This window comes from Robertmurraya sp. GLU-23 (genome assembly GCF_052983275.1).
Genome location: NZ_JBRKCV010000020.1, coordinates 1 through 14,764, shown reverse-complemented (window position 1 = coordinate 14,764; position 14,764 = coordinate 1). Strand labels below are relative to the sequence as shown.

The 14,764-nt window shown below is 39.4% G+C and carries 17 protein-coding genes and 11 tRNA genes; 26 read left to right on the top strand and 2 right to left on the bottom strand.

The features are described from left to right. Window positions 1-4: 4 nt before the first annotated feature. A complete protein-coding gene (locus tag ACVBAX_RS21920) occupies window positions 5-727 on the bottom strand; it encodes a rhomboid family intramembrane serine protease (protein ID WP_447118827.1) in 723 nt (240 codons plus the stop codon). A 125-nt stretch (window positions 728-852) separates the two neighbouring features. Here ACVBAX_RS21920 and acpS point away from each other — a divergent pair, with 125 nt between their 5' ends. The 14 genes from acpS to ACVBAX_RS21850 all read left to right on the top strand — a co-directional run bounded on the left by acpS (window position 853) and on the right by ACVBAX_RS21850 (window position 11,941). Then, window positions 853-1,209 carry a holo-ACP synthase gene (gene acpS / locus ACVBAX_RS21915; RefSeq protein ID WP_430776744.1) on the top strand — a complete coding sequence of 119 codons (357 nt, stop codon included), beginning with the start codon at window positions 853-855 and terminating at the stop codon, window positions 1,207-1,209. 172 nt (window positions 1,210-1,381) lie between these two features. After that, on the top strand, window positions 1,382-2,398 hold the full coding sequence (locus ACVBAX_RS21910) for a LolA family protein (protein WP_447118826.1): 1,017 nt from the start codon (window positions 1,382-1,384) through the stop codon (window positions 2,396-2,398). A gap of 124 nt (window positions 2,399-2,522) precedes the next feature. Then, window positions 2,523-3,683 (top strand): alanine racemase, encoded by a 1,161-nt coding sequence (gene alr, locus ACVBAX_RS21905; protein ID WP_447118825.1) that lies wholly within the window; start codon window positions 2,523-2,525, stop codon window positions 3,681-3,683. A gap of 200 nt (window positions 3,684-3,883) precedes the next feature. After that, a complete protein-coding gene (locus ACVBAX_RS21900) occupies window positions 3,884-4,165 on the top strand; it encodes a CopG family ribbon-helix-helix protein (RefSeq protein WP_066060032.1) in 282 nt (93 codons plus the stop codon). Window positions 4,166-4,169: 4 nt separating this feature from the next. After that, window positions 4,170-4,520, top strand: coding sequence for a type II toxin-antitoxin system endoribonuclease NdoA (ndoA, locus tag ACVBAX_RS21895; protein WP_019156408.1), 351 nt, complete (start codon window positions 4,170-4,172; stop codon window positions 4,518-4,520). A 311-nt stretch (window positions 4,521-4,831) separates the two neighbouring features. Further along, the gene (locus ACVBAX_RS21890) at window positions 4,832-5,665 is read left to right on the top strand and encodes an RsbT co-antagonist protein RsbRA (RefSeq protein ID WP_430776747.1); all 834 of its coding nucleotides are present in this window, start codon (window positions 4,832-4,834) and stop codon (window positions 5,663-5,665) included. Next, window positions 5,662-6,018, top strand: coding sequence for an STAS domain-containing protein (locus ACVBAX_RS21885; RefSeq protein WP_066060023.1), 357 nt, complete (start codon window positions 5,662-5,664; stop codon window positions 6,016-6,018). The genes ACVBAX_RS21890 and ACVBAX_RS21885 overlap by 4 nt, the downstream gene beginning before the upstream one ends. 4 nt (window positions 6,019-6,022) lie before the next feature. Then, on the top strand, window positions 6,023-6,424 hold the full coding sequence (locus ACVBAX_RS21880) for an anti-sigma regulatory factor (RefSeq protein ID WP_430776748.1): 402 nt from the start codon (window positions 6,023-6,025) through the stop codon (window positions 6,422-6,424). An 11-nt stretch (window positions 6,425-6,435) separates the two neighbouring features. Continuing rightward, window positions 6,436-7,446, top strand: a complete 1,011-nt coding sequence (locus ACVBAX_RS21875) for a PP2C family protein-serine/threonine phosphatase (protein ID WP_430776749.1) — start codon at window positions 6,436-6,438, stop codon at window positions 7,444-7,446. A 57-nt stretch (window positions 7,447-7,503) separates the two neighbouring features. Beyond that, complete coding sequence (locus ACVBAX_RS21870; RefSeq protein WP_447118824.1) at window positions 7,504-7,833, top strand: anti-sigma factor antagonist; 330 nt, start codon at window positions 7,504-7,506, stop codon at window positions 7,831-7,833. Continuing rightward, window positions 7,830-8,303, top strand: a complete 474-nt coding sequence (gene rsbW / locus ACVBAX_RS21865) for an anti-sigma B factor RsbW (protein ID WP_447118823.1) — start codon at window positions 7,830-7,832, stop codon at window positions 8,301-8,303. Before ACVBAX_RS21870 ends, rsbW begins: the two co-directional genes overlap by 4 nt. After that, window positions 8,281-9,075, top strand: coding sequence for an RNA polymerase sigma factor SigB (gene sigB, locus ACVBAX_RS21860; protein ID WP_447118822.1), 795 nt, complete (start codon window positions 8,281-8,283; stop codon window positions 9,073-9,075). Before rsbW ends, sigB begins: the two co-directional genes overlap by 23 nt. After that, entirely contained in the window at window positions 9,069-9,656 is a 588-nt protein-coding gene (locus tag ACVBAX_RS21855) for a PP2C family serine/threonine-protein phosphatase (RefSeq protein WP_447118927.1), read from the top strand. Before sigB ends, ACVBAX_RS21855 begins: the two co-directional genes overlap by 7 nt. 113 nt (window positions 9,657-9,769) lie before the next feature. Then, complete coding sequence (locus ACVBAX_RS21850) at window positions 9,770-11,941, top strand: Tex family protein (protein ID WP_447118821.1); 2,172 nt, start codon at window positions 9,770-9,772, stop codon at window positions 11,939-11,941. Window positions 11,942-12,644: 703 nt separating this feature from the next. On the opposite strand, the gene cmpA is transcribed toward ACVBAX_RS21850, so the two are convergent. Continuing rightward, window positions 12,645-12,761, bottom strand: coding sequence for a cortex morphogenetic protein CmpA (cmpA, locus tag ACVBAX_RS21845; protein ID WP_119706371.1), 117 nt, complete (start codon window positions 12,759-12,761; stop codon window positions 12,645-12,647). A gap of 103 nt (window positions 12,762-12,864) precedes the next feature. Here cmpA and ACVBAX_RS21840 point away from each other — a divergent pair, with 103 nt between their 5' ends. The 12 genes from ACVBAX_RS21840 to ACVBAX_RS21785 all read left to right on the top strand — a co-directional run bounded on the left by ACVBAX_RS21840 (window position 12,865) and on the right by ACVBAX_RS21785 (window position 14,633). After that, complete coding sequence (locus tag ACVBAX_RS21840; RefSeq protein WP_430776754.1) at window positions 12,865-13,326, top strand: SprT family protein; 462 nt, start codon at window positions 12,865-12,867, stop codon at window positions 13,324-13,326. A gap of 140 nt (window positions 13,327-13,466) precedes the next feature. Beyond that, window positions 13,467-13,542, top strand: a tRNA-Asn gene (locus tag ACVBAX_RS21835). Between the two features lie 4 nt (window positions 13,543-13,546). Beyond that, window positions 13,547-13,637 (top strand) — tRNA-Ser (locus ACVBAX_RS21830). Window positions 13,638-13,669: 32 nt separating this feature from the next. After that, window positions 13,670-13,741, top strand: a tRNA-Glu gene (locus ACVBAX_RS21825). Between the two features lie 27 nt (window positions 13,742-13,768). Then, window positions 13,769-13,844 (top strand) — tRNA-Asp (locus ACVBAX_RS21820). A gap of 6 nt (window positions 13,845-13,850) precedes the next feature. Continuing rightward, window positions 13,851-13,925 (top strand) — tRNA-Gln (locus ACVBAX_RS21815). 32 nt (window positions 13,926-13,957) lie between these two features. Continuing rightward, window positions 13,958-14,033: transfer RNA gene (locus tag ACVBAX_RS21810), tRNA-Lys, on the top strand. 35 nt (window positions 14,034-14,068) lie between these two features. Beyond that, a tRNA-Leu gene (locus ACVBAX_RS21805) sits at window positions 14,069-14,153 on the top strand. A 61-nt stretch (window positions 14,154-14,214) separates the two neighbouring features. Continuing rightward, window positions 14,215-14,300, top strand: a tRNA-Leu gene (locus tag ACVBAX_RS21800). Window positions 14,301-14,375: 75 nt separating this feature from the next. Beyond that, window positions 14,376-14,452: transfer RNA gene (locus ACVBAX_RS21795), tRNA-Arg, on the top strand. A 10-nt stretch (window positions 14,453-14,462) separates the two neighbouring features. Continuing rightward, window positions 14,463-14,539: transfer RNA gene (locus ACVBAX_RS21790), tRNA-Pro, on the top strand. Between the two features lie 20 nt (window positions 14,540-14,559). After that, window positions 14,560-14,633: transfer RNA gene (locus tag ACVBAX_RS21785), tRNA-Gly, on the top strand. Window positions 14,634-14,764 lie beyond the last annotated feature (131 nt).

The following is a 14,764-nucleotide window of genomic DNA, read 5'->3' as shown; positions in this document are numbered from 1 at the left end:
CTTTTTATCTGCTTAATAATCCAATCAATGCTAAGAAAATAAGCAATGCAAGCAGAATGGACGTGGGACTCCACTTTCTGGGGCTGCCGGAAGAAGTGAGAGTTCTTTTGGTGATTCTTTGAAAGGAGGAGGTAAGCTCTCTTCCGCGATCGATGGCAAAGGAACCAAGAATAAGACCTGCAAGAAGACCGAAAATATGAGCCGTCACATTTACATTTGCATTAACGAATGTCATGATGACTCCAATTACGACAATGGCCAACACAACCTGTGTGTTCTCTCGAGAAAGCATTTCTTTTCGAAAAAAAATCATGGCTAAGTAGATACCGAACAATCCGAAGATGGCTCCACTTGACCCGACATGGGTGTAAGTTAATGGTTTTAACATCAAGGTGGCAATGTTTGCTAGGATTCCTGTGGATAAATAAAGGATGATAAACCTTTTCCTTCCGAGTATATGCTCGAGTCCAGGGCCAAACAAAACGAGAGAAAAGCTATTGAATAATAGATGTGCAAACCCACTATGTAGAAAGATAGGAGTCACAAGTCTCCAAAGCTCACCTTCCATTATATAAAGATTCACTCCCGCAAATCTTTCAAAAATCAACCCACCTGGAAAGAAGGGGAGAAACAGTAGTAAGTACAAAACAATATGAATAAAGACAATACCGGTTATAATGGGGTAATAACGGGTGAAATCTTTAAAGCTCTCCGTTCGGATAAACATAAGTACCCTCCAATATATTCATTATTTTTACTATCATAACTGTTTTGTATTTATAATACACGTGATTACTCTACAGTTTGTACACCATATGCATCTTAATAACTATTTAGAAGGAGTTGCTACGTTTGATTTCGGGAATAGGTGTTGATATCGTTGAGCTTTCTCGAATTGAGGAGCTAAGTGCAAGACAAAGTAAGTTCGTCGATCGAATACTAACACATAAAGAAAAAGACAAATATCATACATATAACGGTAAAAGGAAAACGGAATACTTAGCCGGGCGATTTGCTGCAAAGGAGGCCTTTTCTAAGGCAGTTGGAACGGGGATTGGTGAATCGTTATCATTTTTAGACATAGAAATTCAGTCGGATGAAAAAGGACAGCCAATGATTATAAAACCCTTTAGTGAGGGCGTCTTCCTCTCCATTTCACATAGTAAAGAGTATGCGGTTGCGCAGGTGGTCATTGAAAAAAATAAATAGCTTGTTCTAATCGTTGGACATATTCCCCAAGGTTGTCTCATATATTCATAGTGCAACAGAAGAGCGAGGGATGGCGGCGAGTTTCTTTAGCGGTTACTAAACAACCGTAAGAGTTCATATCCTTCCCTCACCCTTCTTACTACGAAGAAATGAAACTAAAGGGGTTGAAGGAATGAGGAAGAAATTATTATTGCTATTCGCCGGGCTAATGGCAGTACTTATGTTAGCCGCCTGTGGATCTAAATCACAAGAGGATGTGGTGAAGGATTTAAGCGGGAAGGTTGAAAGTTTGAAAGGGTATAAGGCAGATGCCACTATGACTTTGCAAATGGGAACTGAGCCACAAACGTATGATGTGCAAATTTGGCACAAAGCTCCTACGTACTATCGAGTAAATTTAAAGAATGCTCAAAAAGACCAAAGTCAAATGATTTTACGTAATGACGATGGAGTGTTTGTGTTAACACCAGCCCTTAACAAGAGCTTCCGCTTCCAAAGTGATTGGCCGGAAAATAGCAGCCAGGCGTATTTGTATGAATCTCTGATTGAAGATATTATTGCTGATAAGGAAGCAAAATTTAGTGCAACTAAGGATCATTATGTATTTGAAACAAAGACTAGATATCAAAACAACAAGATGCTTCCTTACCAAGAGATTACGTTTAAAAAGGATTTAACACCTGTAAGTGTAAAAGTAATGGATCCTGATCGAAAGGCATTAGTAACCGTCGAATTTACAAATGTTAAATTTGATGCTAGCTTTGATGCGAAGGATTTTGATATGGCTAAAAATATGACAGGTGCCCAGCTAGAAGTTCCTGTTATGTCAAATGTAAAAGATGCAGAGTTCACGGTAATGTATCCATCACAAGAGATTGCTGGTGTGGACTTAATCGAAGAAAAAGAAGTGAAAACTGAAAATGGTAAACGCGTGATTTTAACTTATGATGGTGAAAAGAGCTTCACGCTTGTACAGGAAAAAGCCATTGTCGCTGAAGCGTCAGTTACATCAACCACAGTTTCTGGGGAACCGATTGATCTTGGTTTTACAATTGGTGCTATGTCAGGAAATACGATTTCATGGACGTATCAAGGTGTAGATTACATGCTTGCCTCTAATGACTTATCCGAAGAAGAAATGGCCATGTTAGCCAGATCGGTAGAAGTACAAGGGGATGTAAGTAAATAAATAATCAACAGGCTTCCTTTTGTGGAGCCTGTTCTTTTGCATAGAGAAAGAAAGTTGACAATCGACGGTAAGGATTCGATAATCGTATGTATATGTAAGACCGGAAGTAGAAGGAAGTGTAGAAATGACTTTGTTTTATCGAGATACATGGGCAGAAGTTGATTTAGATAAAATTATGTATAATGTTACGCAGTTAAAAAAACATTTGCCAAATGACGTACAAATAATCGCGGTTGTTAAAGCTAATGCATACGGTCATGGAGATGTACAAGTAGCAAGAGCGGCTTTAGAAGCAGGGGCCACCCTTTTGGCCGTTGCGTTTTTAGATGAGGCGATTGCCCTTAGGAAAAAAGGAGTAACAGCTCCAATCCTTGTATTAGGAGCCAGTCGTCCGGAAGATTCATCAGTCGCAGTTAAAAATAATATTACATTAACTGTATTTCGATATGAATGGTTACAACAAGCAAAGGGAATGTTAGGTGAGGGAGAAAAATTATCTATTCATATAAAACTTGATACAGGTATGGGAAGAATTGGTGTCCGTTCAAGGGAAGAATTAACATTCATTGAAGAGCTACTAGAATCAAGTGAATGTTTTCTTTTTGAGGGAATCTATACTCACTTTGCTACGGCGGATGAGCTAGAGGAGGGCTATTTTCAAAAGCAGCTCTCGCGTTTTCATGAGCTTTTATCCTATTTAAGGGTGAAACCGGACATGATCCATGCGAGCAACAGTGCAGCATCCATTCGTTTTAGTGAAGCTTCATTTAACGCGATTCGGTTTGGCATTGGGATGTATGGGCTCACACCATCATTAGAAATGGAGTCATTGCTACCGTTTCCGTTACAACAGGCATTTTCTCTTCAAACAAAGCTTATTCATGTGAAAAAGTTAGAAAAAGGGGATTCGGTTAGCTATGGTGCCACGTATACGGCTCGTGAGCCTGAGTGGATAGGCACGTTGCCAATAGGTTATGCAGATGGTTGGATCCGAAAGCTACATGGACAAGAGGTGCTGATTGAAGGAGAACGAGTACCGATTGTCGGTCGGATCTGCATGGATCAATGCATGGTTAGATTACCTAAAGAACTTCCCGTTGGAACACTCGTTACGCTGATTGGCGAACAAGAAGCACTTAGCATTTCAATGAATGAAATTGCATCAAAACTAGAAACAATCAATTATGAAATTCCTTGTATGATTTCAAGTCGTGTGCCTAGAATTTATAAAAAATATGGAAAAATGATTGAGCAAAGAAATGATATTTTACATTCGTATGTATAGTTGAAACCCTTTTAGAATAAGGATTTATAGAAAAAGAACCATATTTATGAATCTTTGGAGACATCATGAATAAAAGGGTATTTTTTTGGTGGATAATATTGAAGTATGACTTATTGCCCCTTTGCATTGTTGTGGATTGGTGTTATTATAAAATATGGTAGAGATAAAATGGTGTGTAGTGATGGTGGAGGTGTATGTTTGTGTCTGAGTCCAGCGCAACAACAGAAATTATGGTGAAATTACCGCAACATCTTTTAACCGAATTGGATGGTTTTGTGAAACAGGAGAATGTGAACAGAAGCGAATTCATTTATCAAGCTACTAAAATGTACTTGCGTGAGCGGAAAAAGAGACAAATTCGTGAATCCATGCGAAGAGGCTACATGGAGATGGCGAAGATCAACTTAACAATTGCTTCAGAAGCGTTTCAAGCAGAGTATGAGGCAGAACACACAGTTGAACGTCTAGTAAGTGGGGGATAATCCTTTGATTGTCAAACGTGGTGACGTTTATTTTGCAGACCTATCCCCAGTTGTTGGTTCCGAGCAAGGTGGCGTTCGTCCAGTTCTTGTGATCCAAAACGATATCGGGAATCGGTTCAGTCCCACAGTGATTATTGCAGCCATTACAGCTCAAATTCAGAAAGCGAAACTGCCTACTCACGTTGAAATTGATGCGAAACGCTATGGTTTCGAACGAGATTCAGTTATCCTGTTGGAACAAATTCGTACAATTGATAAACAACGTCTGACCGATAAGATCACTCATCTCGATGACGAAATGATGGAGAAAGTGGACGAAGCTTTACAAATTAGCCTAGGTCTAATTGAATTCTAAAAAATACGCTCTACTAAGGGCGTTTTTTTATTGTATGAAAAAGAAATCATAATGTGCAAAAGAAGGATAGCCTATAGTGCTATCCTTTTTTTGATTCCGGTACATACGTTGCTATGGCGGGCTCTTCTATGTTTAGATACTCGAAAAAAAGGGTATATAACAAAGTCGCAATATTGTCATAATTAGTTTAAGCTTTCGCATAAAATTGATATCATTACTGATAGGTACAAAAATGGGGTTTTAAGCTTACGTTACAGTTTAAAGACAATCCGTTATGAAAGAACCTATCATGTTAAAATTGGGAGGATATAATGAACAAAGATATTGAACAGTATATTCAAACGAATCGGGAAGAAATACTTACAAAGTGGATCGAGAGCATGAAGGAAAAGTCAGATGAACGGGTTTTAAAGGTAGTTTCTGACCAAGTATTCGTAGGGACAAGCCGAGAGTTCATAGATCTAATTGTTTCAAATCTACAAGATTCTGATGAAAAGTATAGTGAAAAGCTTGTAGAGTTTGCTGAAAAAGTAGTTAGGCTTGCGTGGCCTTTAAGTTTTGTTACGGACGGATTACGAGATTTTGCAAGGATTGCTTTTGAAGGAATGAGTGCAACAGGCATTGTAAATGAAAAGAACCGAATGGAAATCATTTATGACTTTGATAACTGGATAAGTCCGATGACAAACGAAATTGTTAATGTATATTCTTCAACATGGGAGCGCACGGTATCACTTCAAAAAATCGCTCTTCAAGAATTGTCCGCTCCTTTAATTCCTGTGTTTGATGGCATTTCAGTTATGCCACTTGTTGGGACAATAGATACCGAGAGGGCAAAACAGATCATGGAAAACTTGTTAAATGGAGTGGTTAGAAATCGCTCAGAAGTGGTTCTTATAGATATTACGGGTGTTCCGGTCGTTGATACAATGGTCGCTCATCATATTATTCAAGCTGCCGATGCAGTTAGGCTAGTTGGGGCTAAATGTATGCTAGTCGGGATTCGTCCGGAAATAGCACAAACCATCGTCAATCTTGGGATTAATTTAAATCAGATTACAACAAAAAATACACTAAAAAAGGGAATCGAGTCAGCCCTTGAAATAATGAACAAGAAGATTATCAGCACGGGGGGAGAAAATTGAGGATACCAATTCTAAAATTACACAATTGCTTACTAGTATCGATTCAATGGGAATTGGACGATCAAACGGCCCTTCAATTTCAGGAAGATTTGCTACATAAAATACACGAAACAAGCGCAAATGGTGTAGTGATTGATATAACTTCAATTGATTTTATTGATTCATTCATCGCAAAGGTGCTTGGTGATGTAATTAATATGTCTAAACTTATGGGTGCTAAAGTTGTCATTACAGGTATTCAGCCAGCGGTGGCGATTACTCTTATAGAATTAGGAATTGGTTTAGATGATGTCCTAACAGCTTTGGATCTAGAAAAAGGTTTGGAGAAATTACATCAGGAATTGGGGGAATAACCGTATGGGAATCCAATCCTGCGTAAAAATCATTAATGAATGGGACATCGTTGCAGCTAGGCAGCTAGGCCGAAATGTGGCAAAAGAGCTTGGATTTGGAACTGTCGATCAGGCCAGAATCACGACTGCTATTAGTGAATTAGCGAGAAATATTTATTTATACGCTGGTCAGGGCCAAATCTGCATTGAAAAACTATATGAAAGCGGTAAAGCGGGATTGAAGGTAGTGGCGATAGACAATGGACCTGGTATAAAGGATATAAGGCAAGTAATGGAGGATGGATATTCTACCTCAGGTGGTTTAGGAGCTGGATTGCCAGGTGTCAAACGCTTGATGGATGAGTTTGGGATTAACTCAACGCCAGGTAATGGAACAGAGATAACGGCAACTAAGTGGGTACGTTAGGGGGAACATTTATGGATTTCCGAGAATTGATGGAGACAAAATATCGGCACATACTTGAGAAGTACATAAACGACCCTTCTGAACAAGTTCTATATCAGGGCCAAAAGTTCAGTAGAAAGTCTATCGAGCATCGAATCTCTCCTGAGGAAATCATCAGTTTACATAAAACACTTATGCATGAAATGGTTCCGGATTTACCAGAAGAAGTATCGCTCTCCTTTGATATGTTACTAGAAGTGATGTTAGGCTACGGTCTTGCTTATAGAGAGCATCAAAGCTTGCGCCATAAGCAGCAGGAACTAAGAACGGAAATGGAGATTGCGGCAAATGTTCAACAAACCTTATTAGAAACCAATGTCCCATCGGTTCCTTGGCTTGATATAGGTGCAATTAGTGTTCCTGCCAAGCATATGAATGGAGATTATTATCACTTTGTTCAAGATGAAACCAATAACATCAGTATTGCTATTGCCGATGTGATTGGGAAGGGAATTCCAGCGGCGTTGTGTATGTCCATGATCAAATATGCGATGGATAGTCAACCAGATAATCAACAAGAACCGAGTAAGGTGCTAGAAAATCTTAATCGGGTCGTTGAACAAAATGTCGATCCTAGTATGTTTATCACCATGTTCTACGGTGTGTATCATCCAAGAAAGCATACGTTTGCCTATTCTTCTGCTGGTCATGAGCCGGGTTTTCTATACCGAGCGCAATCGGGAGAATTTATTGAAATTGAGGCAAAGGGTTTGTTGTTAGGAGTAGAAAAACGGACGAAATATAAGCAGTATGAGCAAGCAATAAATGTGGGAGACATGATTATCTTGATGTCAGACGGTGTTACAGAATGTCGGTCAGAAGAAGGGTTTATCGAAAAAGAAACATTAATCTCTTATATAAAAAAATATATCCATTTACCAGCACAAGAGATTGTAACCAACATATATAAAGAGCTAGAAAAGCTCCAACACTTTCAATTGCGAGATGATTTTACGTTAATAATCTTGAAAAGAAATGTTTAAGTACTATTTTTTCAGGGTATCGAATAAGAGCAATTGACTTGTAAAGAGGTGGGGAATATGAACATAAAGTTAGATATCACGGAGAGTGATGGTCGTGTTGTTGTTCATGTAACAGGGGAAATTGATGTTTATACGGCACCGAAGCTAAGAGAAACACTATTTCCTCTGTCCGAGAGAAACGGAGTGGACATGATGATTGATCTTTCTGGAGTAGAATATATGGATAGCACAGGCTTAGGTGTGTTTGTGGGGACGTTTAAAAATGTGCGCTCAAGTAATGGGAAATTTCAGTTAGTTGGACTTTCTGATCGGTTAAAGAGACTTTTTGAGATCACCGGGCTAGCTGATATTATGAATATTAGCCAGATTGAGGGTGAACCAAAATGACGGAAGTTTGTGACTACATTGAAATGAAAATTCCTGCTAAACCGGAATACGTAGGTGTGATTCGGTTAACATTATCTGCCATTGCAAGTCGAATGGGCTTTTCGTTTGACGAAATTGAAGATTTGAAGATTGCTACAAGTGAAGCGATAACCAATGCTGTGCAGCATGCCTATAAAACAGGAAAGCTTGGAGAAGTTGCAATCGGATTTGGGTCATATGGCGATCGACTGGAAGTCATCGTGGCTGATAGCGGAAAGAGTTTCGATTTTCAATCGGCTCGAGAAAAAGTAGGTCCTTATCATGGGAATGAACCGGTTGAGTTTATGCGTGAAGGAGGCCTAGGGCTTTACTTGATAGAGACGCTGATGGATGAAGTTATTATTCATCAGAATGAAGGTGTGACGGTTTTTATGACCAAATACCTAGAAGGGGAGCAGGTGGAGAGGAATGCAGAACAAATCTCAACCTAATTCGCTATCAAAAGAAGAAATTCATCGATATATTAAAGCTTATCAGCAGAATCAGGATGATGAAGCCCAAAATCAGTTGGTTCTACATTATAAAAGCTTGGTTGAAACGATTGCCCGAAAGTACTCAAAAGGAAAATCCTATCATGAGGACATTGTCCAAGTGGGGAATATTGGTCTTTTAGGTGCTATTCGAAGGTACGATGAGGACTTTGGGAGAAGCTTTGAAGCTTTTGCAGTACCTACCATTGTGGGAGAAATCAAGCGGTTTTTAAGAGATAAAACTTGGAGTATCCATGTTCCAAGAAGAATCAAAGAACTGGGACCGAGAATTAAAGCAACGGTTGAAGAGTTAACAACTACCCTCCAGCGTTCGCCCAAAGTATGTGAAATTGCTGAAGCCTTGCAGGAAACTGAAGAGGATATACTTGAAGCAATGGAGATGGGAAGAAGTTATCAGGCATTGTCTGTGGACCATTCCATTGAGGCTGATTCGGATGGAGGAACGGTCACCTTATTGGACGTCGTAGGGAACATTGATGAGGGATATGAAAAAGTGAATCAAAAGCTCGTACTAGACAAGGTTCTACATGTTCTAACAGACAGAGAAAGGGAGATTATTCAATATACGTATTTGGATAATCTGAGTCAAAAAGATACTGGCGAAAAATTAGGTATTTCACAGATGCATGTTTCAAGATTGCAGAGAAAAGCGATTAAAAAGCTTCAAGATGCCATACGTTCAGATCATAACAGCTCGGAGTGCTTATCGTGACGCAGCCAATAGAAGTGATTGTTCAACAAACAACTAAGGAAGGTAAGTATGAATGCGGAGATAGCTATTATTACGTTCTCCAAGATGATTATTTTACCTGTGTCGTCGCGGATGGTCTGGGCAGTGGGAAACTTGCAAATGAGGCATCTTCAGCTGTGGTTGATGTGGTCCAACAATATCATCATGAAGATGTTGAAGAGTTAATGAAAAAATGCAATCAGGCTCTTTTTCAAAAAAGAGGAGCTGCGGTAGCTGTACTAAAGGTTTTTTTTCAAACAAAAGAATTTCACTATAGTTGTGTAGGGAATATTCGTTTCTTTTTATATTCTGATAAAGGTGAACTAACTTACCCCCTACCAGTCTCAGGATATTTATCTGGAAGACCGGTAAGATTTAATACAAAGAGATACTTTTATCAAGCAAACTCAAAATTTCTTATACATTCGGATGGCATCACCCCAAATGGAGTAAAATCCCTACTAAGTTCCGGGTTGTCGAATGAATGCATTGCGAACCAACTTAGGGAGCGGTTCACTTCGAAAATGGATGATTCTACATTTATTATAGGGACATTGCATTAGAGTTACCTGTACATAATGGGGTAACTCTTTTTTTGTGCATATCATTCATTTTGTTGCACTTGAAATTTTTGATAAAATAAGGAAAAAGACTTTCATGTTGGAGGAAACGTACATTGGATCAAACAATAGATAAGCGTAAGGAACTCTTACAAACGGTAGCCAAAGAGCAAAATTTAAATTTCAAACAAGTGAACAATGTTATTTCATTGCTTGAAGAAGGAAACACGTTACCGTTCATTGCAAGATACCGTAAAGAACAAACGGGAGCATTGGATGAGGTACAAATTCGTGACATTATGGAACGTTGGCAATACATACAAAACCTTGAGCAAAGAAAAGAAGAGGTTATTCGGATTATTGAAGAACAAGGGAAGCTGACGGTAGAGTTAAAAAGTCAGATAGAAAAGTCCATTAAGCTGCAAGAGGTTGAAGACTTATATCGTCCGTATAAACAAAAACGACGCACAAAGGCAACTGTCGCGAAGGAAAAAGGATTAGAGCCTTTTGCGGAATGGTTAGTAACCTTCCCCGTAAATGGGTCAATAGAAGAGAAAGCGAGTGAATTTTTGTCGGACGAACTCGAGGTCCAATCTATTGAAGAAGTCATAAATGGGGCGAAGGATATTATCGCTGAGTGGGTTTCAGACGATGCAGATTCACGAAAATGGGTTAGAAGTGAGACAGCTAAATCTGGATTTGTTGAAGCTACCGTTAAGGATACGGAAAAAGACGAGAAAAAAGTTTATGAGATGTATTACGAATATTCAGAGCCTATTAGCAAAGTAGTTCCCCATCGTACGCTTGCTCTCAACCGGGGAGAGAAAGAAGATGTTCTACGTGTTGCGATTAAGCCGAATGTTGAACGTAACATGGATTATTTAACGAAAAAATGGATTAAGAATTCTAATTCCTTTGTTGTTGAGACAGTTATTGAGGCCGTTGAAGATGGTTATAAGAGATTAATTCAACCTTCAATAGAAAGAGAAATTCGTAATGAGCTAACTGAAAAAGCAGAAGAAAGAGCGATCCATATATTCTCTGAAAATTTAAGAAATCTTCTGCTCCAACCACCTTTAAAAGGAAAAGTAGTTCTTGGTGTGGACCCAGCGTATCGAACAGGATGTAAGTTAGCTGTAGTGGATGAAACAGGGAAGGTCCTTCGAATAGATGTGATTTATCCTCATCCACCTGTATCGAAGAAACAAGAAGCTGAGAAAAAGTTTAAAGAAATCATTGAGACCTATGAAGTTGAGATGGTAGCAGTGGGAAATGGGACTGCTTCCCGGGAAACAGAGCAGTTTGTAGTAGATATGCTTAAAGAACAAAAGAGAGAGATTTATTATTTAATTGTGAACGAAGCGGGTGCCAGTGTTTATTCTGCTTCTGACTTAGCGCGTGAAGAATTCCCTGATTTTCAGGTTGAGGAACGAAGTGCAGTTTCCATTGCCCGACGCTTGCAAGATCCGTTAGCTGAATTAGTTAAAATAGATCCGAAATCGGTTGGTGTCGGACAGTATCAACATGACGTGTCTCAAAAGAGATTATCTGAGTCATTAACATTTGTCGTGGAAACCGCAGTTAACCAGGTAGGTGTGAACGTTAATACAGCTTCTGCTTCATTGCTTCAATATGTTGCTGGTCTTTCGAAAACAGTAGCAACCAACATCGTCAAGAAACGAGAAGAAGAAGGGAAGTTTGTCAATCGAACACAGTTAAAGAAAATCCCGAGGTTAGGTGCAAAAACATATGAGCAAGCCATCGGGTTTCTACGTGTAATCGATGGAAAAGAGCCGCTTGACCGCACAGGGATTCATCCGGAAAATTATCAAGCAGTTAAAAATCTCCTAAGTAAATTAGGTTTTACATCAGCTGACCTAGGTTCTGAAGCACTAAAAACAACATTATCAGCTGTTGATATAAAAGCTATTGCGGCAGAGCTTGAGATTGGAGAATTAACCCTTAAGGATATTCTCGATGCGTTAGTTAGACCGGAAAGAGATCCGCGTGACGAACTTCCAGCGCCACTATTAAAGAAAGATGTATTAAAACTTGAAGATTTAAAAGCGGGAATGGAACTTCAAGGAACCGTCCGAAACGTAGTGGACTTTGGAGCGTTTGTTGATATTGGAGTAAAGCAAGACGGGCTTGTTCATATTTCGAAACTAAGCAATCGCTTTGTTAAGCATCCGCTCGATATTGTTTCAGTTGGAGATGTAGTAACCGTGTGGGTGGATAGTGTTGATCAACAAAAAGGTAGAGTCGCTTTAACGATGCTACAGAATTAAAGGTAAAAGAAATAGCGTTCACGATGGTAACGGGTTTACTTGTGAGATACAAACGGTAAAAGTAGACCAAATCATTTACAGTATATTTCACAGTCAAAAAGGATTAGAGATGTAAATCTTTCTAATCCTTTTTTGGATTTCTTTATTTACTAAAGCACCCGAAAGTTAGTTAGCTGCTAAAGCGGGTTTGAAATAAGCGGAGATATTTCTCTTATTTAGGAAATTGCACTGGAAAAAGCTAAAATAGACGGAAAATTTCCGACTATTGACTTAAAAAACGTGAAATTGGATGATTTTCTTTTGCTTAGTCGGAAAAACTCCGCTTATATACCCCGAATCAAGCTCAATTCAGTAGTCTAACCGAAAAATCTCCGCTTATGTTTCTTATTACTGGTTACTATGTTCAAAAAATTAGATGTCTTATTTAAATGCGTTACAGGGAGCTTCGCCACTACGTGGTTCGCCCAGTCTGCTAAGTCTAAAGGAGTTTACGTGCCCATAAAAGCTTTGTAATCTCAGCATATTCCACGGACTAAATTACAAATGATTCACACACCAGCCAATAATTACTTCATACCTTGTGATTTCCTTTGTTAAAAAAGACAAAATAAGCAATAAAAAACGCACTGTGAATGATATCGTGAATTCAAGTGCGTTTTCATATGAGTTTTATAATGTTTGCACCACTAATCTAAATTCGTTATCAAGATGAACGGTGTTTTTTTCTGTAAAAAAACCAACATTGGTTAAGAAGTTTTATTTGATAGGCATTTTTCTCTAAAAATGCTTTCTGCATCTGATTTTGAAACCAAGTAGGCATAGACATACCTCCTAGCACAAATTTCAAGGGGTATATTCAATGTATGCTATAATGGGTTGTCATGTTCATATAATTTTATTTAGTTAGGAACGGAGGTGGGAGTATGGAGGATAAAGAGTTACAAAGATTAGTTGAGGAAATTTCCTTGCGGTTCTTTAACAAGCCATTTCGACATACTGCTTTTTTTAATTCCCGTCTTCGAACAACAGGTGGACGTTATATGTTAAGGTCTCATAATATTGAAATTAATCGAAGTTATCTAGAACAGCTTGGAGAGCAAGAATTAATTGGTATCATTAAGCATGAGTTATGTCATTATCATTTGCATTTAGAGGGAAAAGGCTATCAGCACAGAGATCATGACTTTAAAACACTTCTTAAAAAAGTGAATGCACCACGATTTTGTTCTACTCTCCCAAATCGCCCTGAAGTTAAATCAGCAAAGACTGTTCGGATATATCAGTGCTCTGGATGCGCTCTGCAATATAGGAGAAAAAGAAGGATCAATATATCAAAGTATGTTTGTGGAAAGTGCCAGGGGAAGTTAATTGAAATTCCTGTTTGACAGTTGGAGAAAATGATGTTAAATTATTATTCCGTGACTGATATGAGTGGAAATAAGTAATTGAAATTTCCCCTTGACTTTCACAGCTTGGCTCAATATAATATAAAGAGTCGAGATTACGACACGAACACTTTTCTTATTCCACAGTAGCTCAGTTGGTAGAGCATTCGGCTGTTAACCGAACGGTCGCAGGTTCGAGTCCTGCCTGTGGAGCCATTTTGGGGAAGTACTCAAGAGGCTGAAGAGGCGCCCCTGCTAAGGGTGTAGGTCGGGTGACCGGCGCGAGGGTTCAAATCCCTCCTTCTCCGCCAGTAACTTTCATCACTTTTTTTAAAAAAAATATGGCCCCTTGGTCAAGCGGTTAAGACACCGCCCTTTCACGGCGGTAACACGGGTTCGAATCCCGTAGGGGTCACTTTCAAATTATTATACTAGCAAAAATGGTCCCGTGGTGTAGCGGTTAACATGCCTGCCTGTCACGCAGGAGATCGCCGGTTCGACCCCGGTCGGGACCGCCATATTGTTGGGCTATAGCCAAGCGGTAAGGCAACGGACTTTGACTCCGTCATGCGTTGGTTCGAATCCAGCTAGCCCAGCCATTTTTTATTTTAAGGTATTTTTCAAATTGTACGAGCCATTAGCTCAGTCGGTAGAGCATCTGACTTTTAATCAGAGGGTCGAAGGTTCGAGTCCTTCATGGCTCACCAAAGTATTTTGCTTCAGCAAAATAACTTTCTATTATGCGGGTGTGGCGGAATTGGCAGACGCACTAGACTTAGGATCTAGCGCCGCAAGGCGTGGGGGTTCGACTCCCTTCACCCGCACCATTCATTTCCAGTTGAATAACTGTGAGAAATCATATATAATATATTCTATCGCTCTTAATGAGCGGTCGTGGCGGAATGGCAGACGCGCTAGGTTGAGGGCCTAGTGGGGGCAACCCCGTGGAGGTTCAAGTCCTCTCGGCCGCACCAAGAAATAACTACAGAAAAATGTTTGACATTAAAATGTGGTTATGATATTATATAAAAGTTGCTTCTTTAAAAAGAGCGCCCGTAGCTCAATTGGATAGAGCGTCTGACTACGGATCAGAAGGTTATGGGTTCGACTCCTTTCGGGCGCGCCATTTTGAATAACGGGGAGTAGCTCAGCTTGGTAGAGCACTTGGTTTGGGACCAAGGGGTCGCAGGTTCGAATCCTGTCTTCCCGACCATCTTAATAAAATATTAATATGCGGGTGTAGTTTAATGGTAAAACCTCAGCCTTCCAAGCTGATGTCGTGAGTTCGATTCTCATCACCCGCTCCAACAAATTTGTTCTTTGAAAACTAAACAAATCATACGTCAACAAAAAATGATTAGTGTTGAAAAATACACTAGCCAACGTTTTAACTTTAAGAGCTAATCTTACTCTTTATTGGAGAGTTTGATCCTGGCTC